The organism is Parasediminibacterium schistidii (genome assembly GCF_046546515.1).
Lineage (GTDB): Bacteria > Bacteroidota > Bacteroidia > Chitinophagales > Chitinophagaceae > Parasediminibacterium.
The window spans coordinates 89,453-116,452 of record NZ_JBKHKJ010000001.1 but is presented as its reverse complement, the minus strand read 5'-3'; the positions used below and the strand labels follow the sequence as shown (position 1 = coordinate 116,452).

Annotated in this window: 24 protein-coding genes; 13 read left to right on the top strand and 11 right to left on the bottom strand. The window is 40.9% G+C overall.

Features of this window, described 5'->3' with window-relative positions; all coding sequences use genetic code 11:
• Positions 1-95 precede the first annotated feature (95 nt).
• The 5 genes from ACHFIY_RS00375 to ACHFIY_RS00355 all read left to right on the top strand — a co-directional run bounded on the left by ACHFIY_RS00375 (position 96) and on the right by ACHFIY_RS00355 (position 3,259).
• Positions 96-335, top strand: coding sequence for a BON domain-containing protein (locus ACHFIY_RS00375; RefSeq protein ID WP_410844050.1), 240 nt, complete (start codon positions 96-98; stop codon positions 333-335).
• Between the two features lie 126 nt (positions 336-461).
• On the top strand, positions 462-998 hold the full coding sequence (locus ACHFIY_RS00370) for a helix-turn-helix domain-containing protein (protein WP_410844049.1): 537 nt from the start codon (positions 462-464) through the stop codon (positions 996-998).
• Positions 999-1,128: 130 nt separating this feature from the next.
• The gene (locus ACHFIY_RS00365; RefSeq protein WP_410844048.1) at positions 1,129-1,803 is read left to right on the top strand and encodes a BON domain-containing protein; all 675 of its coding nucleotides are present in this window, start codon (positions 1,129-1,131) and stop codon (positions 1,801-1,803) included.
• A gap of 123 nt (positions 1,804-1,926) precedes the next feature.
• Positions 1,927-2,139, top strand: coding sequence for an SHOCT domain-containing protein (locus tag ACHFIY_RS00360; RefSeq protein WP_410844047.1), 213 nt, complete (start codon positions 1,927-1,929; stop codon positions 2,137-2,139).
• A gap of 31 nt (positions 2,140-2,170) precedes the next feature.
• Entirely contained in the window at positions 2,171-3,259 is a 1,089-nt protein-coding gene (locus tag ACHFIY_RS00355; protein WP_410844046.1) for an alkene reductase, read from the top strand.
• A gap of 10 nt (positions 3,260-3,269) precedes the next feature.
• On the opposite strand, the gene ACHFIY_RS00350 is transcribed toward ACHFIY_RS00355, so the two are convergent.
• Positions 3,270-3,659 (bottom strand): DUF1398 domain-containing protein, encoded by a 390-nt coding sequence (locus ACHFIY_RS00350; protein ID WP_410844045.1) that lies wholly within the window; start codon positions 3,657-3,659, stop codon positions 3,270-3,272.
• Positions 3,660-3,747: 88 nt separating this feature from the next.
• Complete coding sequence (locus ACHFIY_RS00345) at positions 3,748-6,138, bottom strand: alpha-ketoacid dehydrogenase subunit alpha/beta (RefSeq protein WP_410844044.1); 2,391 nt, start codon at positions 6,136-6,138, stop codon at positions 3,748-3,750.
• Positions 6,139-7,659: 1,521 nt separating this feature from the next.
• On the opposite strand from ACHFIY_RS00345, the gene ACHFIY_RS00340 reads away from it, so the two are divergent.
• The 4 genes from ACHFIY_RS00340 (at position 7,660) to ACHFIY_RS00325 (ending at position 11,292) form a co-directional block, all read left to right on the top strand.
• Complete coding sequence (locus ACHFIY_RS00340) at positions 7,660-8,142, top strand: DUF1573 domain-containing protein (protein WP_410844043.1); 483 nt, start codon at positions 7,660-7,662, stop codon at positions 8,140-8,142.
• 9 nt (positions 8,143-8,151) lie between these two features.
• Positions 8,152-8,526: a DUF1573 domain-containing protein gene (locus ACHFIY_RS00335; protein ID WP_410844042.1), complete on the top strand. Its 375-nt coding sequence runs from the start codon at positions 8,152-8,154 to the stop codon at positions 8,524-8,526.
• Positions 8,527-8,924: 398 nt separating this feature from the next.
• Positions 8,925-9,866: an ABC transporter ATP-binding protein gene (locus tag ACHFIY_RS00330; protein ID WP_410844041.1), complete on the top strand. Its 942-nt coding sequence runs from the start codon at positions 8,925-8,927 to the stop codon at positions 9,864-9,866.
• Between the two features lie 103 nt (positions 9,867-9,969).
• Positions 9,970-11,292, top strand: coding sequence for an ABC transporter permease (locus tag ACHFIY_RS00325; protein WP_410844040.1), 1,323 nt, complete (start codon positions 9,970-9,972; stop codon positions 11,290-11,292).
• Positions 11,293-11,298: 6 nt separating this feature from the next.
• Here ACHFIY_RS00325 and ACHFIY_RS00320 read toward each other — a convergent pair whose 3' ends face one another.
• The 9 genes from ACHFIY_RS00320 to ACHFIY_RS00280 form a co-directional block, all read right to left on the bottom strand.
• Positions 11,299-11,562, bottom strand: coding sequence for a hypothetical protein (locus ACHFIY_RS00320; RefSeq protein WP_410844039.1), 264 nt, complete (start codon positions 11,560-11,562; stop codon positions 11,299-11,301).
• A gap of 175 nt (positions 11,563-11,737) precedes the next feature.
• Positions 11,738-12,976, bottom strand: a complete 1,239-nt coding sequence (locus ACHFIY_RS00315) for a M20 family metallo-hydrolase (RefSeq protein WP_410844038.1) — start codon at positions 12,974-12,976, stop codon at positions 11,738-11,740.
• Between the two features lie 42 nt (positions 12,977-13,018).
• Complete coding sequence (locus tag ACHFIY_RS00310) at positions 13,019-13,375, bottom strand: helix-turn-helix domain-containing protein (RefSeq protein ID WP_410844037.1); 357 nt, start codon at positions 13,373-13,375, stop codon at positions 13,019-13,021.
• Between the two features lie 2 nt (positions 13,376-13,377).
• Positions 13,378-13,689, bottom strand: a complete 312-nt coding sequence (locus ACHFIY_RS00305; RefSeq protein ID WP_410844245.1) for a type II toxin-antitoxin system HigB family toxin — start codon at positions 13,687-13,689, stop codon at positions 13,378-13,380.
• Between the two features lie 62 nt (positions 13,690-13,751).
• Positions 13,752-15,344, bottom strand: a complete 1,593-nt coding sequence (locus tag ACHFIY_RS00300) for a PGN_0703 family putative restriction endonuclease (RefSeq protein WP_410844036.1) — start codon at positions 15,342-15,344, stop codon at positions 13,752-13,754.
• Between the two features lie 213 nt (positions 15,345-15,557).
• Positions 15,558-15,740, bottom strand: coding sequence for a hypothetical protein (locus ACHFIY_RS00295; protein ID WP_410844035.1), 183 nt, complete (start codon positions 15,738-15,740; stop codon positions 15,558-15,560).
• 37 nt (positions 15,741-15,777) lie between these two features.
• The gene (locus tag ACHFIY_RS00290; protein ID WP_410844034.1) at positions 15,778-15,954 is read right to left on the bottom strand and encodes a hypothetical protein; all 177 of its coding nucleotides are present in this window, start codon (positions 15,952-15,954) and stop codon (positions 15,778-15,780) included.
• 154 nt (positions 15,955-16,108) lie between these two features.
• Positions 16,109-17,122 carry a pectinesterase family protein gene (locus tag ACHFIY_RS00285; protein ID WP_410844033.1) on the bottom strand — a complete coding sequence of 338 codons (1,014 nt, stop codon included), beginning with the start codon at positions 17,120-17,122 and terminating at the stop codon, positions 16,109-16,111.
• A 13-nt stretch (positions 17,123-17,135) separates the two neighbouring features.
• On the bottom strand, positions 17,136-18,767 hold the full coding sequence (locus ACHFIY_RS00280) for a glycoside hydrolase family 28 protein (protein ID WP_410844032.1): 1,632 nt from the start codon (positions 18,765-18,767) through the stop codon (positions 17,136-17,138).
• Between the two features lie 961 nt (positions 18,768-19,728).
• Here ACHFIY_RS00280 and ACHFIY_RS00275 point away from each other — a divergent pair.
• The 4 genes from ACHFIY_RS00275 (at position 19,729) to ACHFIY_RS00260 (ending at position 26,992) form a co-directional block, all read left to right on the top strand.
• Positions 19,729-23,025 (top strand): SusC/RagA family TonB-linked outer membrane protein, encoded by a 3,297-nt coding sequence (locus ACHFIY_RS00275; RefSeq protein WP_410844031.1) that lies wholly within the window; start codon positions 19,729-19,731, stop codon positions 23,023-23,025.
• A 21-nt stretch (positions 23,026-23,046) separates the two neighbouring features.
• Positions 23,047-24,951 (top strand): RagB/SusD family nutrient uptake outer membrane protein, encoded by a 1,905-nt coding sequence (locus ACHFIY_RS00270; RefSeq protein ID WP_410844030.1) that lies wholly within the window; start codon positions 23,047-23,049, stop codon positions 24,949-24,951.
• Positions 24,952-25,027: 76 nt separating this feature from the next.
• Positions 25,028-25,519: a hypothetical protein gene (locus tag ACHFIY_RS00265; RefSeq protein ID WP_410844029.1), complete on the top strand. Its 492-nt coding sequence runs from the start codon at positions 25,028-25,030 to the stop codon at positions 25,517-25,519.
• A 447-nt stretch (positions 25,520-25,966) separates the two neighbouring features.
• Positions 25,967-26,992 (top strand): GntR family transcriptional regulator, encoded by a 1,026-nt coding sequence (locus ACHFIY_RS00260; protein WP_410844028.1) that lies wholly within the window; start codon positions 25,967-25,969, stop codon positions 26,990-26,992.
• Positions 26,993-27,000 lie beyond the last annotated feature (8 nt).

The window sequence follows — 27,000 nt, the reverse complement described above, 5'->3', positions numbered from 1 at the left end:
CCCGCTTTTTATTGTATTGTAAAACTGAATGTGCAAACTTGGTTTGGTAAATTTAGGAGTTTGTGAAAATTGTCATGTTTCAAATATCTAGGAAGATGCTAAACAACCTTGAACACAGCGACCCCATTTTACAAGCTGCTATTGAACATTCAATAAAACGCAATCCCGCTACATGGAACGATGCTATTCATGTAGCAGTTATTGGCAACCATGCAATACTTACAGGAACGGTGCAAGGCGAGCATAAAAAAATAGAGGCTAACCGTGAAGCATGGAACACGCCCGGCATATTAACGGTGGACAATAAAATTGTTGTTGATGAAACGGTAGGTTAAAGGATGCTTAAAAGGGGCAGGATTGCCCCATCTTTATTTACTAAAGCTATCAATAAACCTGTTTTTCCGTCTTAGTGGGATGATTTAATTATTGGCTGCCTTTTTGTGGCTAATACAAAAAAACAAATGAAGCTCTACATAAAACACATGGTATGCCAGCGTTGTATTATTATTGTACAGGCTGCTTTGGACAAGTTGGAACTTCATTACAGCAATGTGGGCTTAGGCGAAATACAGCTGGTAGAATACTCTACTTTGGAACAACGAAACGCTGTAAAAGTAGCTTTAGCTGGTTTTGGGCTGGAACTAATGGACGATAAAAATGCAACACTCATAGAAAAAATAAAGACCCTTGTTAGTGAAATGCTGCATGACGAGGATGAAGAACCACCTGCCAAGCATTTTTCGCATTACTTTAGCCAAAAATTAGGCTGCGATTATACGCACATGTCAACTGTTTTTTTAGAGGCCGTAGGCATTACTATTGCGCATTATATTGTTATCCAAAAAATAGAAAGGGTAAAAGAATTGCTCTCGCATGACGATTGCAGCCTTACCGATATATCCTACCAGCTAAATTATAGCAGCGTGGCACATTTATCTAACCAGTTTAAAAAAATAACAGGCATTACGCCTACTGCTTTCAAACACCAACCAGAATAGGCATGTGCTGGCACTTATATGCTAAGTGTGAATGATGTAAACTTTTACCACAATTGTATAACACCTGCCGTGCTATTGAATTGACCTTTACAGTGCCGGAAAAAGCATTTTCGGTATTAAAGTAATTCAAATGAAAGATAACGAACAATTGCAGAAAGACGTACAAGATGCCATTAAGTGGGAACCACTGTTGCAAGCAGCCCAAATTGGCGTAACTGTTGATGATGGGGTGGTAACACTAAGGGGTGTGGTGGACAGTTTTGCCAAAAAAGGGGAGGCAGAAAATGCAGCAAAAAGTGTGGCTGGCGTGAGGGCTGTTGTAGAAAAAATTGAAATAAGATTTACCAGCATGGTCGGCAAGCCAACTGACAATGAAATTGCCACGGAAGTACTAAATGCCTTTAAATGGAACTGGCAAGTACCACAAGACAAGGTAAAAGTAAAAGTGGAAGACGGTTGGGTAACGCTGGAAGGTGATTTTGAATTCAACTATCAACGGAAAGCCGCCAAGACTGCCGTGGAAAAACTGATGGGCGTAAAAGGTGTTTCAAACAATACCAAGATAAAATATGACGCTAGTGCCGATATTGAAAAAGCAGATATAGAAGCAGCCATCAAACGCAACTGGTCTTTGGCTTATAAAGACATTGGCGTTTGTGTTTCGGGCCATAGGGCAACATTGACTGGCACTGTTGACTCGGTGTATCAGAAAGACGAGGCAAGCCGCATTGCCTGGAATGCTATGGGCGTATGGTCTGTGGACAATGAATTGGTGATTGACTATGAATATGACTTGGCAGACTAGGCCATAAAAAAAGGATGCACTGCCTCCTTTTTTTTATTTTTTGCTGCACACGGCAAGGCTATGCTCCATTATAATACAAAAGTGGGTTCTGGAGTTTACTATCACATTAAAAACACAAAAATTATGTTTTACACTAATTATTACTGGGGGATGAATTTTGTATGGTGGTCAGTTTGGATGGTTATTATATTCTGGGTTTTTTTAACCCCTTATGATATACCTGGGCAAAGGAGGCGGAAAGACTCACCATTGGATATTCTGAACAAACGTTTTGCCTCAGGCGAAATAAGCAATTCGGAATATTTGGAAAAGAATGGCTTGATTGAGCGGGGATAGTAACGAAATAAGTACTCATAAAACAGTAAAAATGAAGCTATATAAATTGTTCACTGAAGCAAAACTGGGTCCTTTGACATTGTTGAACCATGTAGTAATGGCACCCATGACAAGGTGTCGGGCAATAGGCAACATCCCCAACGATTTAATGGCCAAATATTACGAGCAACGCTCGGAAGCAGGCTTAATTGTTACCGAAGGCACTGCGCCCTCCCCAAATGGGCTTGGCTATGCCAGGATACCTGGCATTTTTAGCAAAGAGCAGGTAGAGGGTTGGAAAATGACAACCAATGAAACCCATGGAAATGGTGGGCGGATATTTGTACAGTTGATGCACACTGGCAGGATTAGCCATCCACTGAACATGCCAAAGGATGCTGTGATACTAGCACCTTCGGCCATAAAAGCCGAAGGGCAAATGTGGACGGATGCGCAGCAAATGCAGGACTTTGTAGTACCCAAAGCAATGACCGCCGAAAACATTAAACAAACAAAAAATGAATTTGTGGCAGCCGCGAACAATGCAATGGAAGCAAGGTTTGATGGGGTGGAGCTGCATGGTGCCAATGGCTATTTGCTGGAAGAGTTCTTGTCGCCTATAAGCAATATTAGGAATGATAATTATGGGGGCAGCATTGAGAACCGTTGCCGTTTTGTGCTGGAAGTAACCGCCGCCGTTGCAGCCTCCATTGGAAAGGAAAAAACAGGCATCCGCTTATCGCCTTATGGGGTAGCAAGCGATATGCCGCATTATCCAGAAATAGATGCCACCTATCAATACCTTGCTACTGAGCTTAATAAGATGGGCATTGCATATATCCATTTGGTAGATCATTCCAGCATTTGTGCGCCAGTAGTACCGCTTGCAATAAAGCAATTGATACGCCATCATTTTACAAACACCATTATCCTTTGTGGGGGCTACGACAAAGAAAGAGCCGAGGCCGATATAAACAGTGGGCTGGCCGACTTAATAGCTTTTGGCCGCCCACTTATCAATAATCCAGACTTAGTAGAAAGGATGGCCAACAATTGGCCATTATCCCAAACCTTAGAAATGGAATTGTTCTATACTGCGGATGAAAAAGGATATACAGATTACCCTATTTTTAAAAGGTAGGTGTTGTTTTTCATTGCGGAATTATTTCCACTAAAACTTCGTTGCCAGCCTTGTCGTAATAAGTACAAGTCATTTTTTCTATGCAAACTGCCCATTTTTCGATGCCCGATTTGGCACAATCGCTACAGAAACTTGGATAATCTGTTTTGCCTTGCTGGTGTGCTTTTAAGTCTGCTTTAAATGCCGCTGCGTTGGAAGTTTCTTCAATAGTCAATGCTTCATACTTTGCGGGGCTTGAGGTTTTATAATCGTTCGCACCATAATAATCGGTGTGTCCATCTGTTACAAAAGTTTCATAAAAAGTAACGCCAAATTTTTTGATGTCCTGGATATAGGCAGGAAAGTCTGCTCCTGATTTCACTTTGCTGTGAGCCGCCTTAATTTGTTCTAGTGTAAACATATTTTTTAAAAGTATTACTTAGTAGCTATCCTATAACCCTTTATAGGGTTTGGAACCCTATAAAGGTTATTTAAAAACTATCTCCTATTTACTCACTTACCATTTCCCTGATGGCAGTACTAATTTCCTCGGCATTGGGTTTGCCAAAATAGTCGCCATCGCTGCCATAGCCTGGGCGGTGGGCTTTCCCGGTAAGCGTCCTTGGGGCTACGTCTATCCATTTATAGCCTCCTTGCTCCTCCATCACTTTGTTGTACATATATGCTGCTGCGCCGCCTGGCACATCTTCATCAATAAAGATAATGCGGTTTGTTTTCTTTAGTGAAGCAAGGATAAGGTGGTTAATATCAAAAGGGAGCAGTGTTTGCACATCTATTATCTCACAGCTAATACCTTCTTTTTCCAAACGCTCCACTGCATCGTAGATGATGCGAAGGGTAGACCCATACGATACTATGGTAATGTCATCCCCTTCCTTTATCACTTCTGGCACGCCCAGTTTCACCGTGATGTCCAGCAGGTTTGCAGGCATTTTTTCTTTTAGCCTGTACCCATTGAGGCACTCTACCACTATGGCGGGGTCGTTGCCTTTCAGCAAGGTATTGTACATGCCCGCCGCCTGCACCATGTTCCGTGGCACGCATACATGCATCCCCCTTAGCGAATTGATAATCATGCCCATGGGGCTGCCGCTATGCCATATACCTTCTAGGCGGTGGCCACGGGTGCGGATAATAACCGGGCAGCTTTGTTGCCCATACGTCCTGAAATGCAGCGTAGCCACATCATCCGTTAGTGGCTGCAAGCCATATACTAGGTAATCTATATATTGTATCTCTGCTATTGGCCTTAGCCCACGCAGTGCCATGCCTATGGCTTGACCTATAATGCTTAGTTCACGAATGCCCGTGTCGAAAATGCGGTTTTCGCCATGCTTTAGCTGCAAGCCTGCAAAACCTTGGTTCACGTCGCCAATCATGCCCACATCTTCACCAAAAGCAAAAACAAGCGGGTTTTTGCTGAAAAGGGCATCGAAATATTTGTTCAAAATCTCATATCCGTTAAATACTGGGGCATCAAAAGCTATCAATGGTTTCACTTCTTCCACACGGCCAATACTTTTTGGCCCCTCGTTGTACAACAATGAATTGAACAACTTGGTGTTTTGTGCCAGCAAGTACTGGTAATATTGCTTTACTGGTTCAATAGTAGGCGATTTTGGCGCAGCATCTATGGCTAGTGCCAGCGTGCGCATGATATGCCTGCGGAAATGCTCGGGGTTTTGTTGCAGGTTGGTGATTAATGTTTGTAGGTAATGATGCACTTCTGCATCAGGGGCGGCAATGCTATTTACCAATGCCACTACTTGGTCCATTTGTTGTTTCAAAGGGGCAAGGTATTTTTCCCATGCCTTGTCTTTGTTTTCCCTTGCTTTTTGCTTGGCTTCGTTTTCAAAACCCAGCAATTCATCTTCACTGCCAATGGCGTTTTCTATAATCCATTCCCGCATTTTCTTGATGCAGTCCCAGTCACGCTCCCATTGCAGCCTTTCGGGTTTTTTATACCGCTCGTGGCTACCGCTAGTGCTGTGACCTTGTGGCTGGGTTACTTCTTCTACATGGAACAACACAGGCGTATGCGTTTCCCTGGCTTTTTGTATGCCTTCCTCAAACACTTCGCACAAGCTAGGGTAGTCCCATGCTTTTACTTTGTATATATGTATGCCGTTGGTGCCTTCTGTTTTTTGGAAACCTTTTAATGCAGCCGAAATAGAGCCTTTGGTGGTTTGTTGCGACTTAGGCACAGATATGCCATAGCCATCGTCCCACACAAAAATAGCCAACGGCACTTGTAGCACACCTGCCGCATTCACGGCTTCTAAAAAGTGCCCTTCGCTGGTGCTTGCATCACCAATGGTGCAAAAGCACACTTCATTGCCATTATGGCTTAGGTTTTCGTATCGTCTTAAATGTGGCGATGCCCTGAAACATTTAGATGCAAAAGCTAGCCCCAATGCCCGTGGCATTTGAGAGGCAGTAGGTGCCATGTCCGATGTAATGTTTTTCCGGTTGGCCAAATCCAGCCAGTTGCCGTTTTCATCCACGTTGCGGGTGGCAAAATGCGATACCATTTGCCTGCCTGCACTGAATGGGTCGTTTTTTATATCTGGGTCGGCATATAGCTGCGCAAAAAACTGCTCGGCACTGGCAAGCCCGCTAGCAAACATAAAAGTCTGGTCGCGGTAGTAGCCTGCCCTGAAATCGCCGGGTTTAAAAAACTTTGCCATGGCTATCTGTGCCAGTTCCTTACCATCGCCAAAAATGCCAAATTTAGCTTTGCCTGTCAATACTTCCCGCCTACCAAGAAGGCTTACTTCACGGCTAAAGATAGCCATGCGGTAGTCGTTCAATACTTCATTTCTAAAGCCATCGTAGGAAAGCATATCGTCTTTATAAGACAAGTTCAAAGATTGTTCCATGGTGCAAAAATAGTTGTCGAATTATGAATTATGAATTATAAGTTATGAGTGTGCATATTAGGCTGGCAATCGGCCTTAAACTTGCAACCCAAAACCAGTAACCTGCAGCTACAAGCCGTTGTCCAAAAATGGAAAATTCCAAAACATCGAATATAAAAATATTATTGCTAAAAAAGTATTTTTTCGCCATAAAGGCTCAAAAGCTCAAAGCAGCACAAAAAAGAAGCAATTTTATTTATAAAATAACCACGCGTGCATTTCAAAACTTCGCTAATTGTTTATCCTAAAATAGCTGTACCTATTTTACCCCTTAGAAGAGCTACTGTGCGGATACCTCTTTTTTACCCTTTTTGGAGGCATTGCCAGCCTTTGTTTGGCAGGGCATTTTGCCCCTGATTTTAAATTTTAGGCCTTCCGTGAACGTAACTCATTGAAATACAGTATTTTATGTTTTTTATAAGTGAGTGATTGGTGAGTGTTTTATGAGTGAAAAATGAGTGATTTGTGCGTGTTTTGTGAGTGGAAAGTGAGTGATTTGTGAGTGAAAAGTGAGTGATTTTTTTGATTTGGAAATATACATATTATAACTTTTTATTTTGATGTTAAAAATAGTGCCACGAGGCTAAGGACAGATGGTAGGGCATGGAGGTCAGACTGTGAGAAAGAGTGCCATTTACTGTAAAATTGGGAATAATTTACGGGATATTGAAAAGCACAATCCTATATGGGGGAAGTATACCCCCATATAGGGGGAAATTTGGGATGCTCATGGGGGCATATTTCCCCCATATAGGATTTTTATTTTGGGCTATATATTTTTCCATGCCAACTTTACATTAAAACAGCAACTAGCCACATTAGCTTTAGCTCCTTCACCAGCTGGTATATCACTAGGGAAAATGATAATCCACCATCAAAATCTTATTAGTTTCTTATCAATAAATTATTAATCCATTATCAATAAACTATCATTTTACTATCAATAAACTATTATAAAATTCATATAAATTATCATAAAAAACGAGGCTAAAAAAACATAAATAACTGAATGTCAATGAGTTATAGGCAAAAAGATAGATTCTAAAAAAATAAATCACGGAAAAAGAAGAAAAAAATCCATTTCAAATATTCGCTTAGTTCTTATTATTCCCTCTTTTGTTCTTGCTCCATCTCCTTTCGGAGATAACTGGGGAGAGGTTGAGATTTAAATGAGGCTATTAGCATCAATTATGTATGTTGCTGATAAATAAAAAAGGGGAATAAAAAGCGAAGATTTGAAATGCACCCTATATGGTTGGGAGCTAGAAAAACTTTTAATATTAACGTAAGTTTTTTGGTTAATTCTTCTTTTCCGTAAACCCTTAGTGCATCTTTGAGTCGTTGTGCCATAGTGGCTATTTGAACAAAATTGAAAGTGAATTGTGAAAAAATATTAAAGTTTGATAAAGATAAAATTTTTGGCTTGATATTTAGTAAACGTTACTGATAAAGCGATATTTTTACAGCATTAAACATTAAAAGATGAAAAATTTAACCATTTTATTCTGTGCATTGTTTCTTTCAACAGTTATAAATGCACAGCTTACCACCACTACAACCCCAGGTGTTATTGTACAAAAAGACATTAACAAAACATTGGAATTTGTTAATGCAGACTACGATTTTGGCAAAATCCCTTTTGGTAAACCTACTGAATATGTAGTGAAAGTAAAAAACATTAGCGCAGATTCAGTAACATTGGATAATGTTCAAGCAGGTTGCGGCTGTACTACCCCACACGGATACACCAAGGGCGAGAAAATAGCCCCCGGTCAAACAGTTACAGTTACCCTAGGTTTCAATGGCGGCACTAATGGTGCATTCACCAAATTTGTAACGTTCTTTTTCAGCGGTGGACTAAGCAAGCAAGTAACTTTCCATGGCGAAACATTTAAGCCAGCAGAAGAAGCAGCACCAGCAAACGGGGCTACACAAAAAATGAAAAACCCTACTCAATCTAATTAAAAATAAAATATGAAGCACCTATTAGTTGCCTGTGCATTGTTTGTTTCCTTTGGGCTTAGCGCACAAAACGACATTAAGTTTAAAGAGTTGAAGCACAGTTTTGGAAAAATAAAACAAAACAAGCCTGTTAGTTTTTTCTTTTCTTTTACAAATGAAAGCAACAAGCCCTTGATTGTAGAAAATGCGGTTGCAGGATGTGGCTGCACCACGCCCGATTACCCAAAAGAGCCGATAGGCAAAGGCAAGGAAGCTAAAATAAAAGTTACCTACAATGCAGCAGCTACTGGTCCTTTTAAGAAAGACGTAACTGTAAAATTTGCTAACCACCCCGAGCCAATTGTTTTATTGATAGACGGCGAGGTAATAGCTGCAAAAGCAGAGTAGTAAGGAGTTGGGTTTAACCACAAAGTACACAACGTTTTTTCGCAAAGAAGCATAAAGGAAGCAGTTTCTATTGGAAAAACATTTGACTTAATGTAAGCACACAAAGTCTATGCAAAATTGATTATTTATTTCTAAGCGGTTTTATTGAAAATTGATTTATTTCAGTAACTATTACTTATATAATAATTTGTTCTAAAACAGGCATTTATACTTTCTTTGTATAAATGCCTGTTTTTTTGCTTTATGCTTGTAATAAAATATGCCTAGACAATACTAACAGGCACAATCTGGAATTAAAAGCTGTAAAAAAATGGGTTACGAAAATTATTTAATAACCAGCATAAGCAAGTTATCGCTCTTTAATTCCTAATTCCTAATTCTCAATTCTTAATTATTCTATGCCAGACATATTGCAGCTCAGCCACCTAAAAAAACACTACGCTACCCAAAAAGCAGTGGATGACATTAGCTTTAATATTGAAGAAGGAAGCATTTTTGGCTTGCTTGGTCCTAACGGTGCTGGCAAAACCACACTGCTTAGGATGATAACAGGTATTTTTTACCCCGACAGTGGCAGCATTACTTTTGATGGAAGGCCATTTGATGCCGAGAATGACATCATCAAGATTGGGTATATGCCCGAGGAGCGTGGGTTGTACAAAAAAATGAAAATAGGCGAGCAAGCAATTTACCTTGCCCAGTTAAAAGGCTTGAGCAAAACAGAGGCTTTGGAAAAAATAAAATTTTGGTTTCGCCGTTTGGAAATGGAAAGCTGGTGGAACAAAAAAGTGGAAGACCTAAGCAAGGGCATGAGCCAAAAGCTACAATTTGTGACCACGGTTTTGCACGAGCCAAAGCTGATAATACTTGACGAGCCATTTAGCGGGCTAGACCCGGTAAACGCCAACCTTATTAAGGATGAAATCTACGGCCTAGCACAGCGAGGCAGCACCGTTATATTCAGTACGCACCGCATGGAGCAGGTAGAAGAAATATGCAACCATATAGTGCTTGTGAACCTCGGTAAAAAAATATTAGACGGCACCGTGGCCGAAGTGAAGCAGCAGTTTAAGGAAAACAAGTTCAGCATCAAGCTTGCGGGTATGCCATCCTATGCTGAAAATAACCTCTATGAACTGGTTAGCCAAAAAGGCAATGAGCTGATCCTGAAAATAAATGAAGGGCATAAAAGCAATGAGATATTGCAATATTTTATCAGTGAAGGCATTGCGATAGAGTCTTTCAACGAGATATTGCCCAGCCTGAATGAAATTTTTATCCATCTGGTAGAAGGCACAAAAGCTGTTAGCAGGGCGTTTTCCCCTACCCCCATCCCCTAAAGGGATGAAAGGCACTCACGAATAACTCCCAGTTACTCACGAACAACTACCGATTACTCGCGGTTCTATTTACCACTTATCACTTACTACTTATCACTAATATATGAACAAAATATTCATCATAGCAAGAAGGGAATTTTTAAGCAGGGTACAGAAAAAAACGTTCCTGCTAACGACCATCCTTTTGCCAGTAATCATCTTCGGTTTTTATGGGATGATTATTTATTTTTCTGTAAAGAGTGCTGATAGTTATAAAATAGCCGTAGCCGATAATGCCAACGTGTTTGGCGGCAAAATAGAAAATGGGGACGATATATTTTTCAGGTTTGTGGAAAAAGAAACGGTTGCCTCGCTAAAGGAAAAAGTAGCAAAAAAAGAACTGGACGGCTATGTATGGGTAGCCAGCAATTTTGAGGCAGCAAAAGGCGATACATTGTCTTTTATTTCCGGGAAAACAGTAGGCCTAATGACGCGGGACCAAATACAAAAAAAACTTGGCAATGCGCTGGAAGAACACCGTTTGCTATCTACCCTACAGATAAGCAAATCCCATTTAGACAGCCTTCAAAAAGGCAGTGAAATAAAATTTGCCACGCTGGAAGGCAAGGAAGAAAATGATGCTAAAATACAGGTAAGCTATATTATAGGCTATATCTCGGGATTTATGATTTATATTATCCTGTTCATTTATGGCACCATGGTGATGCGTGGCGTGATGGAAGAAAAAACCAACCGCATAGCCGAGGTAATTATCAGCAGCGTAAAACCATTCCAGCTAATGATGGGCAAAATAACAGGCATTGGCGCAGTGGGGCTTTTGCAATTCCTTATATGGATAGGGCTTACTATTTTTCTCCGGGGCGTTTTGCCCATATTTATACCTGGGATGTCTGATACTGTTCATGCAATGCCCGGTGGCAATGGCGTGCAGGCCATACAGCAAGCAAAAGACAGTGGGGCTTTGGCAGGTTTACTGCATGGCCTGGACAATATTAACCTTGGGTTATTGGCTGGTTGTTTTATATTTTACTTCCTTGGGGGTTACTTGCTCTATTCCGCCTTGTTTGCAGCCGTGGGCAGTACTGTGAACGAAGACCCGCAAGATGCGCAAAGCCTATCGCTGCCCATTACCATGCCCATTATTTTTGCTATAGTTATCATGACAAGGGCAGTGAATGACCCTACTGGCAGCTTGGCTGTTTTTGGCAGCCTTTTCCCGCTTACCTCGCCCATTGTAATGATGGCACGCATACCTTTTGGCGTACCAAACACAGTGCCTTACTGGCAGCTAATTTTAAGCATGCTTTTACTAATAGGTGGCTTTATGTTCACTACATGGCTAAGTGGCAAAATATACCGCACAGGCATACTGATGTATGGCAAAAAACCAACTTGGAAAGAAATGTGGAAATGGGTGAGGAGGTAAGGTTATTTAAGCAATTTTTTCTTGAAATTTTAGTAGTTCAATATGCATGTCTGTCACGATGTACGTTATATCGCTTACCCACAGTGCGTTTGGGCCGGCCGGCACATACTCCCTTATCAGGTTCGGGTACTTTTTTAGCCAGTGCTTGTAGAAGGTTGTCTGTACTTTTCGCTTCCTTCTCCTTATCAGCAAATCTTGTTCCCGCAGCAGCGTGAACAAAGCATCCCTACCCATTTTTATCTTGTAGCCAGTTACAAAACCTTGCAACATTACTACCATTTTTCGAGTACCCAAAAGTGGATATAGCGCCTTGCCATTCCCTCGTGCCCTTGTAATAAAAATACTTTATATTGTCCTAAGTGTTTTTTTTTGTAAATCACTTTGCGAGCTTTGCGGTTAAACTTTCTCACCCCCAATTTCCTTTAATCCATCTAATCTCCCTAAATCATGGTTTAGACAATATCTCCAACACAGAAGCATACAGTAATTCCGTACCCAATGCCAAATCTTCGTAAGAAGAATATTCCAATGGGTTGTGGCTGATGCCGTCTTTGGAGCGGATAAAAATCATCCCATAGTCGCAGGCATAAGACAATGCTAACGAATCATGGAAAGGGCCGCTCATCAACTCGGGGGCATCTATGTTTAGCTCTTTGCACTTGCTGCGGAAAATATCTTTTATCCAGTCGGCACAATAGCGAGGTTCGCTATTGGTGTCTTCTGAAATGGAATAAGTCAATTTGTGTTTTGCCGTGATAGCGGCAATTTTGTCCATCAACTGCTTTTCATAGCGGTTGCGTCGGTCAAGGTCAATGTCCCGCAAATCAAGGGTAAATTCCACTTCTTCTGGGATAATATTTCTGGAAGCAGGGAATACATTGATGGTACCCACCGTTCCCACCGTTGGGGCAGACGGGTCTTGCGTAGCTATTTCATTCAAGGCAACGATTATTTCGGCAGCACCCAGCAATGCATCCTTGCGCATGGGCATAGGCACAGAACCCGCATGGCCAGCCATGCCTTTTAGCTTTACCGTTAGCCATAGTGGACCGGAGATGCCAGTAACAATGCCAATAGGCTTATTGCCAATATCCAATACAGGCCCTTGTTCTATATGCAGCTCCAAAAAGCAGAAAATGCTGCCGGGTTTGTATTCCGATGCTTTGAAGTTGGTAATGTCGCAGCCAAATTCTTTTAGGGCCACTTCGCGGGTAATGCCGTCTTGGTCGGCACGTTGCAATTCGCCTTCCTCCAGTTTACCTAAAATGCCACGACTACCAAAAAGCCCTTTCTTAAAACGCCAGCCTTCCTCATCAGCAAAAGAAATTACTTCAATGCTGCGTTCAGGTACTATCCCATTTTCGGACAATGTCTTTACTACCTCTATGGCGCACAGCACGCCTGCCACTCCATCAAACCGCCCACCATAAGGCTGCGAATCCAGGTGGGAACCCATCATCAGTACAGGCAGTTCTGGGTTTTTACCCTCAAGCCTGCCAATGAGGTTGCCAAAATTATCGATATGGGTTTTCATGCCAGCGGCTTGCATCCACGATGCAGCCAACTCGAAACCTTGTTTTTCCAATGCTGTATGCGCAGGCCTGCAAGTGCCTGTTTCACCAATTTTGCCTATCAGGCTCATTGCCTCGAAATGTTGCTGGAGGCGAGAGGGGGTTATGTTCATGTGCGAGTGGAAAATTTTTAAAGAATAGTATAGAATAAATTTTTATGATAATAATACATCAGAAGGAATGCTTAACTCCCGATGAAATAATTTTGCCAGCTCCAATGTCAATGGCTTGCGTTTGTTTAGCAAAGCAGATACATAGCCTTTAGTTCCAACTTTGCCAACCAAGTCTTTGTTTTTCAAACCCAATTCCTGCATTTTTATTTTTATTGCATCGATAGGATCGGGCATTGGTATAGGGTAATGCTCGTCCTCATATTGCTTCACAAGCAATAAAGCAACTTCTACTTTATCTCCTTCTGGAGTATGAGGCTTTACTTTTTTGTCAAACATTTCGTCTAGCCAATCAAGGTATGCTTGATGCTCTTTTTTTGTTTGTATTATCTTAAGTTCCATAGCTATTTCTTTTTAAACTGTATGGTTGTCACATCAATTTTATCGTATTCAGCATGAGTTCCAAACCATTTAATCTGTATGGCTTTAAATTCAAATATTATCCTTGCTACAAGCCTGTATTTATTGCCCATTATATTAAAGACAACCCTATCATCTGCAACAAGGCTTGCATTGCCATAGACTTCTTTTAATTCATTGAAATTTTTAAAGTTGCATTGTGCCAGCTCATAATACCATACTTGCAATGCCACCGCAGCAAGGGGATATTTTTTACAATAATCTAGCAATGTATTTTTGGTGATTATATTAAACACAGCCAAAAATAACAAAATGTTTTCCTATGGAAAACATTTTTTTGGAGATTTAAAAGAAAAAATTAAAAGCTATTGAACGTATATACGTTGTGGTAAGTAATCTCTTCAATACCAGCTTCTTTTAGTTTTACCAATGGGGATGTATGCTCATGAGGCCAAATTATTATTTTCCTCACTTTTTTAGATACTGTGCTTGAATCAATATTAAGCTTGATAAATAATAGTGTTGTAAAGAATTCAAAATTCTCAAAGATTATTTCTTCAAAAATATTCACTTGATTAATTAACTCCTTCATTAGCCTACTTGATTTCAATTCAATAATGCAGAGTTGTTTTGTAGTAGTGCTGTACCCAAGAATGTCAGCAACTACTTTGGTTCCTGAATTGCTTTCAAGTGCAAGTTCAGAAGTTATAAATTGTATATTATCACCAAAGGGCAGTTTACCTTGACTGTTAAATGCGTTTTTAATTATCCATGCCTGTAGATGCTTTTCTGGTGTAGGCCTTTTTGGCGAGGACTTAATTTTTATTTTGCCTAAATCTTCTAAAATTATTTTTTCTATATTATTGCCTGTGTTATAGTTTTCAGCATTGCACTTAATGCCTAATTCAGGGGTATTTGGAGATAATGATATTAATGACATAGAGCCTAAACTGCCCCTGAAATGAAGTTCATTTTCAAGAAGCATGGGTTTAAATTCTTCATTTAATTGGTTGGCAAGTTTAAAGTATTCTGTATTCATCATTGGTTTTCCTAAATATCGGTGTTCTAATTCTTTTGTCCAAGCAACATTTTTTATTTTTCTCAATGTGCGTATAAAATCATCCAAGTACCTTGGATAAAATCCCATTATTTCTTCATCCGCTGAAATAAGGTTGCTGATATAAGCATCCACTCCTTTTTGGCAGTTGGTATTGCCCTTAGGGAATAGAAAAACAAAAAAGCCTTCGTCATAATCTTTTTTGTGTGCGATAGATAAAAGGTGGTCTCGCCAAATTTGCGACAAGGGCACTTTACTTACAAATTCAATAGCAGTAGGCTTGAAAATATCGCCTTGGGTTAAAGATGTATATGTTGATTGATGCCTATTAAAAGTTGCCAGTGCATCAAGTTCTTTTTCCTCCTGCAAACTTTCTGCATATTTTACTTCAATCCCTATAAATCCTTTACTATTATCTTTTTTATATTCAACGAACACATCAAAAGCCGAATGGTCTCCAGTATAATTTTTATTGCCCCTTCCTGCTGAGTATTCAAATTTAACTGCAGTTACAGTATCGATGCGATTTGGGAATAATTCTTTAAAGTATGCTGTTGCCAGTTCTAAATCAAAATGAAGCTCTCCAAATAAATTAAAACACAAAGGCTGGGAGGAGAGCAAATTGTCCCATATCCGTGGTTGGCGAATCATTGCGCCTTCTTTGTCTGAATTTGCTATCGCAGTTGTTACTAGGTTTTTTATATTTTCTGTTAAGAAATTTGCTTTGGTGTCCATGGCAAATTTAGTCTCCAGAAAATTGCCATATTTGGCATAAGGGTATTGCTTACACTCCCTCCATTTACTTTGCAATAGCCTTGCATAGGCTGAAAAATCAGTATTATCAGCGTAATCAACATTGAATGCAGTTCTTTCTTCCTTAGTTGGTCGTATCATTTTTTTAAGGTGTGATTAGATGCGTAAAATAGTTTCCTCACATATATAACGTAACAGCCTTCATTTTCATAACACAGAAACCCATTATTCTAATATTTGTTTCTAAAATCGCAAATTGCTGGCCTGCCTAAAACAACCAAAACCACCTCAAACGAAACGTCTTTGACTAATTATCAAATAATATAATGATTTGATAACTATTATGTCAGCATACTACACATTCTTTTCTTTTAACTCTTTAGGTAGCCCGACTTTTAAGAGAAAAGCCTTGGCAGCTTCTGCTTTTTCGATAAAAAAAGGGTGTTGCCCATAATCGTTAACAACAGCTTTAACCGCTGCTTTTTTTCGCTGGGATTTAACTACAACCTTATTATTATTGTTTTCTTTTACTTCCATATTCAAAATTTACAATTACTAAAGAAGTACAAAAAGCTTATCCCATCACTTTTTGTTTCTTTGAGATTGGCTTTTGTGTAGTCTTTTTGTCAAGCAAAGCCCTTTTTGCTTTATCTGCCTTAATAAATTCGCTAATCATTAGTGCATCTTCTTTTGTCAACGGTTTGGGATCCACGACAAAATCAACATCCAAAGGTTCTTTTGTTATTCCCATAATGTTACTATAACCCGCTAACGTTATTACTTTTTCAAAACAACCAAAGCCACTTCGATTGAAATTTATTCGATGTTGGTCGGAGATGCAACATCGGCGAAGATGGTAGCGAAACAAGGCCGCTCATTTTTTTAAAAGCTATCTTCATCCCATCTTACTTCCCACCCAAAGCATCCCAATAATCAGCCCCACCCAAAATATTGGCAATGGTATATTCTTTAACCTCATAAGCGGTAAGCTGTTTTGCCCATGCAACACGGTTGTTGGTAGCAGCACCTTCGCCACTATTGCCATACTCGGCATAGTAAGCAGTTTTGTCTTTATCGGGAAACATGGCATCGCCCCTCCAAGGGTTCCATCCTTCGGGGGTAATATGGCTGCCTAGCTCGCAATGGATATATACGGTTTTGGCATAAGGCCGCCAAGGCCGGCCGAGGAATACTTTTTTAACACTGGTGTCTGCAATCAATTTGCAATCCAGTAATACAAAACCAAAACGCTGCCTTGGGGTGGTAGATGCTGCGGTGATAAATGAATTGGCCAGACTTTTAATAACACAATTCTGAAAAACAGCCGTTGCCGTGCCGAATATAAAATCAGTTGTGCCTTCTATATAGCAGTTTTGGTATAGCTGCCTGCTGTTTTCATTGGTTGCATATAGGGTGTCCTGATGCCCCAATAGTTTACAATTCCTAATAATGCACCTGTCGCCACCCACATGCAGGGCAACTGCCTGGCCAACAGCCCCTGCCGCATTTTCAATGGTCAGGTTTTCTGCTATAAAATCTGACCCTTCTACCAATAAAGTATAAGAAGTGTAGGTGGTAAATTTATCTTTCCCAAAAGCATCCTTGCCTACTAGGTTAGCCTTGCCCGAATAATCGCTATTGGTAATGATGGTAGTTTCTTTGTCATCCCCTATAAGTGAAATATTTGTTTTCCATGAGGGTACAATTAGTTTTTCGTGGTAAATGCCTTTTCTGATATGTATGGTTACACGCTGAGCGCCTAAATCCCTGACAGAGTTGATGGCTTCTTGGATAGTTAGGTAATTGCCGCTACCATCTGTCGCCACAGTAATATCTTTTGGGAATGAAGGCTTCTGTGCATTCAAAATAACTAGGCAACTAACCAAAGCGCAACATGAAAGGGCAATTCTTTTTAGCATACCAACTCAATAATTAATTAGATAATATCAATGCCTTTTCCGTAGCCCCATTGTTAAACTCCGCTTGCTTCGCTGCTTTTGACACATCTGTTTTTCTTACTTTTATTTGGGCAGATTTATCACCATTGATGCTGAACAACAAACCAGCATTATTGGTGTATTTAATATTGTCGAAACTAAGGTTGCTGCCATTGTCGATAAAAATAGACGGGTTTGTGTCTTTGCTCAGCAAGGATATATTTTTCAGGCTAATGTCATCCGCTTCTATTATTTCAGCACCCTTATCGCTTTTCAGCACCATGTTTTCCAAATGGATGCCCTTGATGCTCATTTCTGGTAGCCCACGTATCATGATAGCTTTTTCAGCCCCATCGCAAACGATGTCGGAAACATAAAAATCCTTGAACTGTGGCGTTGCTTCGGTAACAGGCTTTAGTTCTTTTTTCCCCGCTTTTACCATATAGTACATATCAAACAGGATAGCTTCGTGCAAAATGTCTTTCATGCTGATGTTCTTGATATAAATCTTCTCCACTATGCCGCCACGGCCACGTGTAGTTTTAAACCGAAGGCCAATATCAGTGCCGATAAAAGTACACTCCGATACAAAAATGTTTTTTGCGCCGCCGCTCATTTCGCTGCCAATTACAAAACCGCCATGCCCACGGTAAACGGTGCAGTTGTGCACTACCATGTTCTCGGTAGGTATGCCCCTTTTGCGGCCGTCCTCGTCCCTGCCCGATTTTACGCAGATACCATCATCGCCAGAAGAGAAGTTACTGCCTTCTATCAAAACGTTCTTGCACGATTCTACATCTATGGCATCGCCATTTTGTGCGTTCCATTCCGTATGTACGGTTACATTTAGCAAGGTGAGATCTTCACACAAAAGCATATGCAGGCACCAGGCTGGCGAATTGCGGAAAGTAGTATTTTGGAGCAATACTTTCTTGCAATTGTTAAATACGACCATGTTGGCACGGAAAAAATCTTTCATGTCCTCATAGTCTTTCAAGGTTTTGCCGGGCTGTATGCTGATAGCATCTTTTGTCTTCGCCCCTTTCATGAAACTTTCTGATGGGTACCATGTTTTCTTGTCTTCGCTTACAATGCCGCCAGAAGCTACCAATTGCTTCCATTCAGGCTCGGTAAGCTTGTCTTTGCCTATATATCGCCAAGCCTCGCCATGGCCATCAATAATACCTTCGCCAGTAATGGCAATATTGGTTAAGTCGGTGCCTGAAATGGGGGATTGGTTGCGTGGCGATGGGTGGCCTTCCCAATTGCCTATTACCAAAGGGTACTGGCTTTTGTCGTTGGTAAATTGCAGCAATGCCGCCCCATTCAGGTGCAGGTTTACATTGCTTTTAAAAACAATGGGGCCAGTCATCCAGAAACCTTGCGGCACTAATACTACTCCGCCGCCTTTTTTGCTGCAAGCGTCTATGGCATCGTTGATGCTTTTGGTGTTTAAGGTAATGCCATCTGCAACAGCACCATATTTTAGTATATTAAAAGTATCTTTTTTAAAGGTGGGCTTGGCTGCCTTGGGTAGATTGTCCCAAGAATAATTTGTTTTTTGTGCAGTGGATGTTAGCGTGGCCAAAGCCATAGACACACAGCAAGCAATTTGTTTTAATTTCATACGATCCTTATGTATTGATTTGTGATAAAAAACCAAGGGCAAAAATGCCCAATACTGGCAAGCAAAAATATCCTATTGCTTAGTGCAAGCTATTTAAAAGCGTAGGTAAAGGTAGCTATACAACAAAAGTGCCTATCCTGCACTATCCTGCCCGCTTATATTAGGCACGATAGGCCTCTTTTATGCACCCCCTTAAAGGGTTAATTCTTTTTTTGAGGTGCTGGTGAGTGCCAACCTAGCATTTAATGTAACCTTAATAGGGGCAAAATCCAAAGTGAATAGCCCATTTTCAGGGGCGTTGCCTGCTTGGTTTTGCTGGCTTTTGAGACCCTAAATTTAATTTTTAGGTGTTAATGCATCGTAACTCATTGAAATACAGTGCTTTTGTATTTTTTAAAGTGAGTGTTTTGTGAGTGAAAAGTGAGTGTTTTTTGAGTGATTTGTGCGTGATTTATGAGTGAAAAGTGAGTGATTTGTGAGTGAAAAGTGAGTGCTTCTTCGTGTTTTTTGTGTACGGATGTAGTTCATAATGACGTTTTTTTGTATGTTTAAAATGAGCCAAGGGGGCAGCTAACCAAGGCTAGGGCAACCACAAGGATTGAACCAACGAAAGCAAGGGGACTATATAATACAAAGTTGGGATAGATTTGGGACTTTTGCAAAAGGACAATCCTATATGGGGGAAATATGCCCCCATGAGTAACCAAAAATGCCCCCATGATGGGGGAAACCCTGAATTGCAATAACAGTTGTAAACCCACCAGCATATTAAAAAAAGAATTAGCCTTTTATTTATATCACCTTTGCCCCTTCGGTAAAACCATTCACTTTAGTCAAACCAATACCGTTGGCAGGATAGTGCAGGATAGTTATAGGAAAAAGCATGGTACTTTTAACCCCTGAAATGGTATAGTAGGGGCTGTATGGTATATGGCTGTATATTTATAAACGATTGTTGCGTATGAAAAAAGGTCTGCTGTTTTGCTTGTGCTGTATGCTGTCTATTGCCAGTTTGCTTGCACAGTCCCGGGAAGTAAAAGGGACTGTTTTAGATGAAAAAGGCATGCCGTTGCCCAAAGCTAGTGTCGTGTTCAAAGGTGCTAAAGGCGGCGTGTCAACCGATGAAAAGGGAAACTTTGTATTAAAAATCCCTATTACTAAAGATTCGGGGTATTTGGTAATTAGCTATGTAAATTATAAAACCAAGTTAGTGCCTTTTGCAGTCAGCAAAACCGTAACTGTAAAACTAGAGCTTGATTTTAGTGCCACGCCCGATGAAGTGGTGGTAATTGGCTACCAGTCTGTACGAAGGAAAGATATACAAGGTGCCGTTTCCTCAGTTAATGCCAAGCAATTAAAAGATGTTGTGGTAAACTCTGCTGAGGAAGCCCTCACAGGCAGGCTTGCTGGTGTGCAAGTTACCGGCTCTGAAGGAGGCCCCAATGCACAAATGCTTATTAAAGTAAGGGGTGGTGGTTCTGTAACGCAGGACAATGTGCCTTTATATATTATTGATGGGATAGAAGTGGATGATGGCTTGTCGAAACTAGGCCCTCAGGATATTGAAACAATAGATGTGTTGAAAGATGCTGCCGCTACTTCTATATATGGTGCCAGGGGTGCCAATGGCGTGGTAGTAATTACTACAAAAGGCGGCAAGAACACACAAGGCAAAATGAACGTTTCGTACAATTTCTTCACGGGCATCAATAAGTTGCCCAAGGAATTGGAAGTGATGAAGCCGTATGATTTCATGTTGTACCTATACGAGCGGTCTTTATACACAGGCGATACTGTTAAAGGGGGCATCAACCTTTATGCTCCATGGTCTTCGGCTTGGGATACCGTGCAGGCATATAAAAATAGGCCATTTTACGATTGGCAAAAAAAGATGCTTGGGCACAATGCCATGCAGCAAACCCACAACATAAGCATATCGGGCGGTACTGCGCAAACAACCTATTACCTTAGCTTTACGGCTAACAAACAAGATGGTTTATTTTTAAACTCGGGCTATGACAGGAAACTGGTTACTTTTAAATTTGACCACAAAGCAAGCGAAAAGCTGAAAATTGGGGTAAACATACGGTATAACAACAATGCCGTGAAAGGACCCAATACATCGGACCAAGGTAGCAGTAGCTTGAATTTTATGCGGCAAATTATCCGGTACAAGCCGTTTTTGGGAGCTGGGCAAACCGATAACTCCAGCGACCAAGCATTGGAGGATGCAACCAGTAGTAATGGGTTGTCGCTCATTAACCCTGTTTTGCTGAACAATGCTATGTATAGGAACAATGTTACCAATAACTATAACCTTGGTGGGTACTTGAATTATACCTTCGATCCTCATTTTTCTTTCCGGGCTACATTTGGTTTCGACAACAACACGTTGAGGCAAGATGCTTTTGATGATACGATTACTTATTTGGCCAAGCGTAGCGGTGCTGGCAAACCAGCAGTAACCATCGGCAACGATAATAGGGTTATATTCAACAACTCAAACGTGCTTACATTCACCACCAAAACCAAATGGTTCAAGCACGATAATGATATTACATTGCTTGCTGGCGAGGAATGGTACATGAACACGGACAAACAAAATAATAGCCAGATTTTTTATTTCCCCATTGGCATTACTGCGGCACAGGCACTGGGCAATTTAAACTTGGCTCACACCCCACAATATTATTCGCAGCCATTGCAAACCTCGTCCATACTGCCACTTAGGATAAGCTCTTTTTTTGGCAAGCTAAATTATACGCTCGACAAAAAATATGTTTTCACGGCTAGCTTGCGCAAAGATGGTTCCAGCGTGTTCGGGCCTGCACATAGATGGGGTATTTTTCCATCGGCATCGCTTTCTTGGCGTGTTTCGCAGGAATCGTTTATGGACAAGTATAAATCAACAATTAGCGACATGAAATTGAGGGCTTCTTACGGTATCGTGGGCAATTCCCGTATTCCTCCTTATCAATACGATGTTTATTATACCAGCACCAACCCTGCATCAGCTTATGCACTAAGCCAAACGATTGTGCCTGGCATCAATGTGCCTTCCCCTGCAAACCCCAACTTGCAATGGGAGCCTACAACCTCAAGGGATCTTGGCTTGGATTTGTCATTGTTCAAAGACAGGCTATCTATAACCATAGATGGATATTACAACACCACGAATAAACTATTGATTAATACGCCAATCCAGCAAAGTTCTGGGTATGAAACCCAATACCAAAACATTGGTGTTACCCTTAATAAGGGGGTTGAACTGCAACTGTCTGGCACGGTGCTAAGGACAAGGAATTTTACTTGGACAGCAACCTACAATATTTCAGCCAATAGCAATACCATTAAAAGTTTAGGTGCCCAAAATGCTTACCTGTTCAATTCAGGATGGGCTGGAACAAGCAACCTGCCTGATTTTGAGGTGAAGGTTGGTCAATCAGTTGGCTCCATGTATGGTTTTGTAAATGATGGGTTTTACCATGCAAGTGATTTTGATGTAACGCCTAAAAGCGGCCCCGGCCCATATGTATATAATTTAAAGAAAAGTGTTGCAAACGATTCTTCGATTACTTCTGCTATCACGCAGCCCGGTAGCATCAAGTATAAAGACTTGAATGGCGATGGTGTGGTTGATGCCAACGACAGGACTATTATAGGCAACGCCCTCCCTAAATTTTTTGGAGGCTTGAACCAGCAGTTTAGCTACAAGGGTTTTGATGCTAGCATTTTTATCAATTATTCATACGGAAGCAAAGTTTTTAATTACAACAGGCTTGAGTTTACCAGTGGCTATACCCCAGGGGCTAATATGCTGGCTGTAGCCAATAACCGATGGAGGGTGACAGACAACAATGGCAATATTTACCAACAAATAAGTAACAAGCAAGTGGTTGTGTCAGTATTACCATCACAATTGGATTCCCTTAATAAAAATGCCTCTTTCTGGCTGCCGTTGGTTGGTTCTAGTTCCAGTTCCTTCTCGCCAAATTCTTGGTCTGTTGAAGATGGGTCTTTTATTAGGATTAGCAACATTACATTTGGGTATTCCTTGCCAGCTAGCCTGATGAGGCGCGCAAAAATTACCAAGCTGCGTTTCTATTTAACAGTGAACAATGTAGCCGTGATAACAGGCTATTCTGGCTACGACCCTGAAGTAAATACTAGGCGCGCCACACCGCTTACGCCTAGCGTGGACTATTCTGCTTACCCACGCAGCAGGGCATATATATGCGGTTTGAATTTGACATTTTAATTCTTTTAACGATTTCTAGTTATGACAAACAAATATCTTAAAACAACGATTTATATAACAGCATTCTTTGCAGTATGTGCAGGCATAGGGTGCAACAAATTTTTGAACCCCGATCCAGTATCCAGCATTAGCGAGAAAGATGTTTTTAGCAGTGTTGGATTTGCCCAGGCTGCCGTTATTGGCATCTATAACGATTTGGCGGGCGACAATGGCTATGGCAGCAGGATTAGCCTTGTTTACCCTTACGACAATGACGAAATGCTGGGTGCTTCTGGCAGTGGAGACAATGACAGGAAAGACATGGCACGCTACAATACCACATCCCTAAACCTGCAACTATATGCACCTTTTGTGCAACTGTACGAAGGCGTGGGCAGGGCCAATTTGTGCATCTACAATATTCCCAAGATGGATTTATATACCAAGGGTAATGGCATACAGCAAGGGGAGCTAAAAAGGTTATTGGGGGAGGCACTTACCCTCAGGGCACAGTTTTATTTGGAATTGATAAGGAATTGGGGCGATGTGCCTGCACAGTTTGACCCTGCGGAACATTCCAATACTTTTGCCCTGCCAAAAACAAACAGGGATTCTATTTATAACCGTTTAGTGCTTGTTGATTTGCCTTTGGCAGAAACGTTAGTTCCTTGGAGGACAGAATTGTCGTCAATTGGCGACCAGCCCGATGAAAGGATTACCAAAGGTGCCGTTAAAGCATTAAGGGCAAGGATTGCCCTGTACCGTGCAGGTTATTCTTTACGCAAAGACCTTACAAATGTACCCCCATCAGATGCCCTTTCCTTTTATAAAATAGCCAGGGATGAATGCGCTGATTTGATAAATAGGCGCGACCAGCACACGCTAAACCCTAGCTTTAAAGCTATATTTAAAGACGGCATAGATGCACACACGCCCGACCCTACTAATGAAATTTTGTTTCAGGTAGCCATGGGCGGTGGCAATGGCAGCACAGACAGTAAAATTGGCCAATACAATGGCACAAGGTTTATTTTGTCTTCAGATACGGCGAAGAGTGGTACCGTTACTACCACTTATTTAGGCAGTGCCACATTAATTCCCTTGCCTACTTATTTTTATTTGTTCGACTCTAGTGATTTAAGAAGGGATGTTACTATAGCCCCTTATGATACTTGGCAATCTAATTATTCAAAAGTGGGTATTAAAATGACTACCATACACGATGGAAAATTCCGCATAGATTGGATTAAAAAGCCAACACCCATTGGAATTACCTACTGGGGTATAAATTGGCCGTTGATAAGGTTCTCCGATGTATTGTTAATGTATGCCGAGGCCGATAATGAATTAAGCAATGGCACGGGACCATCGGCCGCAGCCATAGCTGCTTATGAAGAAGTAAGGACTCGGGGTTATGGCGGCAATAAAAGCCTTATTGGTACTACGCCTACTGACCATGATGGCTTTTTTAAAGCTATTGTAAGGGAACGTGCGTTAGAGTTTGGGGGAGAAGGGATAAGGAAATATGACTTGATTAGGTGGGGTTTGTTAGGCACGGCTATCAGTCAAACTCAAACAAATATAAACACTATGTCCGTTTCAGCAGTTAACCCTGTTACTACCTATATGGCGCCGCCACCTGCTTACGCTACTGCGGGGCCACTTGCTAAGTCAATGTATTTCTATACGCCAGGTACGCCACAAAACCCTGCTTCTTCTGCTTCCACTGCTGTTGACGATGCTGGTATTTGGGCTAATTCATTTTATGCCAAAGCACCGTCTACTTCTCCATGGAACAAAGTAACATGGATTGGGACCGCTTTGCAAACAGCAATCAAAGCAAATCTAGGTTCGGGCTTCCATGCCAACCATAGCGAGCTGCTTCCTTTGCCACAATCGGTGATAGATGCAAGTGGGGGCGTGTTGAAACAGGACTATGGGTATTAATTATGAATTAGGAATTAAGAATTAGGAATTAAGAGACAATTATCAATTTCCAATTGTCAATTATCAATTATTTAGTATGAAAAAGGTATTTTTTTGGGTATTGCTTTTGTATTCCGTGGGTATTGTATTGTGGTCTTGCAGCAAGAACAGCGTAAGCAACCCTAGCGTTTGTTTCACCATAAGTGCTTTGGATTCTGCAAAAGTAAGCATGCTTGATAAACTAACAGTAGATAGCATCATGAAAAACCATACTGCTGGTTATTTTATAGACATGCAGGATGGCGTGCCAGCCAATGTTTATAAAAAAACACTGTATTTCAACTATTGCGGCAGCGGCTCAGATTTCAGGGTAATATATACTGGCGACTCAGCGCATACCCATATCGATTCTAGTAATATCAATTCAATTACCGACACGGAAACAGCCTTTGATTTTTCAAGCAATTATGTAATCCATCAATACACAAAAGCAGGGACGTATAAAGTGGTGGCAATTGCTACCAATGTAGGCAACAATGCCAAAAGCACGGGCAGGGGAGAAGCAAGCAAGTCAGTAATTATAAAATAATTTAATTGCCTAAACCAAAATGTATAGGATTACCGGGCTTGCCAGCATTTGAAGAATAATAGCATAAACATGGAAAGAAAGAAGATGGGATGTTGGTAGCCGGGTACATTTTATAAATTTTGGTGTAGGCAATCATATTTGTTTAGCAATTGTATATAATAATTGCCCGGGGAGCCTGCTGGCACTTATTACAACACCCTTGCCGAATAATACTATAAGTCTGCTGCGTGGTATGTATTGCTCTTTTATCAATAAAGTTAGAAAGTACAGTTTCGATGGGTGGTTAATCCTATCGTTAAGCTACGCTATAGTCCTGAAAGGACGGTATATAATAGCGATGGGTGTCAGCCCATCGGAATAAATGGCGGTTGAATAACTTCCCTTCTAGGTTTATGTTGCCTACTTTATTTTAACCCCAAACACAAGTATACAAGCTTGTCCACGCAAATGAAAAAGTTGTCAATACTCGGCGATATTGCCATAGACCTTAAGAGCAAAACGCCCATCTACATGCAGATTGCCGACATCATCGGGCAGCAGATAGAAAAAGGGATGCTGGAGAAAGATGCCATATTGCCCTCTATCAACGTGTTTAACGAGGAATACAATGTTGCTAGGGACACGATTGAAAAAGCATACAAGGAGCTGAAAAGGATTGGGTATGTAAATTCGGTGCGGGGAAAGGGGTATTTTGTGGTGGGGAGGAAAGACGACAAGCTAAAAATATTATTTATTTTTAATAAAATCAGTTCTTTCAAGCGGATTATTTATTACAGCTTTTTAAATGCAATGGGCGACAAGGCAACCGTGGACTTGCAGATACACCATTACAAGCCATCGTTGCTGAAAGATATTTTTAGCCAAACAATTGGCAAATACAATTATTACTTGGTGATGCCCCATTTTGAAATGAGCGCAAAGCCTGAAGAATACGTTGCTGTGCTGAAAACGGTGCCACCTGGCGAGCTAATCTTGGTAGATAAGATTTTGCCAGAGATACCTACTACAAAGGGGGTGTACCAAGATTTTAAAAACGATATTTACAAGGCACTTACAGAGGCTCAGGAACTGATAGCAAAATATAAATCGGTGTCGTTGCTTTTTCCAGACCAAAGCAACCACCCTTTGGAAATAATACAAGGGGCAGAGCTATTTTGCAAGAAATACAAGCATTCCTTCAAGATTATTTCAAAAGCCGACAGCATTAAGTTGGTAAAGGGTACGTTGTATATTGTAATTGCTGAAGATGACCTTGTGGTATTGGTAAAGAAAATAAAACAATCTAGCTTCTTGCTTGGGAAAGACATTGGCATTATTTCGTTTAATGAAACAGAGCTGAAGGATTTGCTTGACATAACGGTGATCAGCACCGATTTTGAGAAAATGGGTGAAAGCACTGCCGATTTGATATTGAATAACAGGGATGAACAAATTAAAAATCCCTTTTATATGATTAAAAGGAGGTCGTTGTAAGCCGAAAG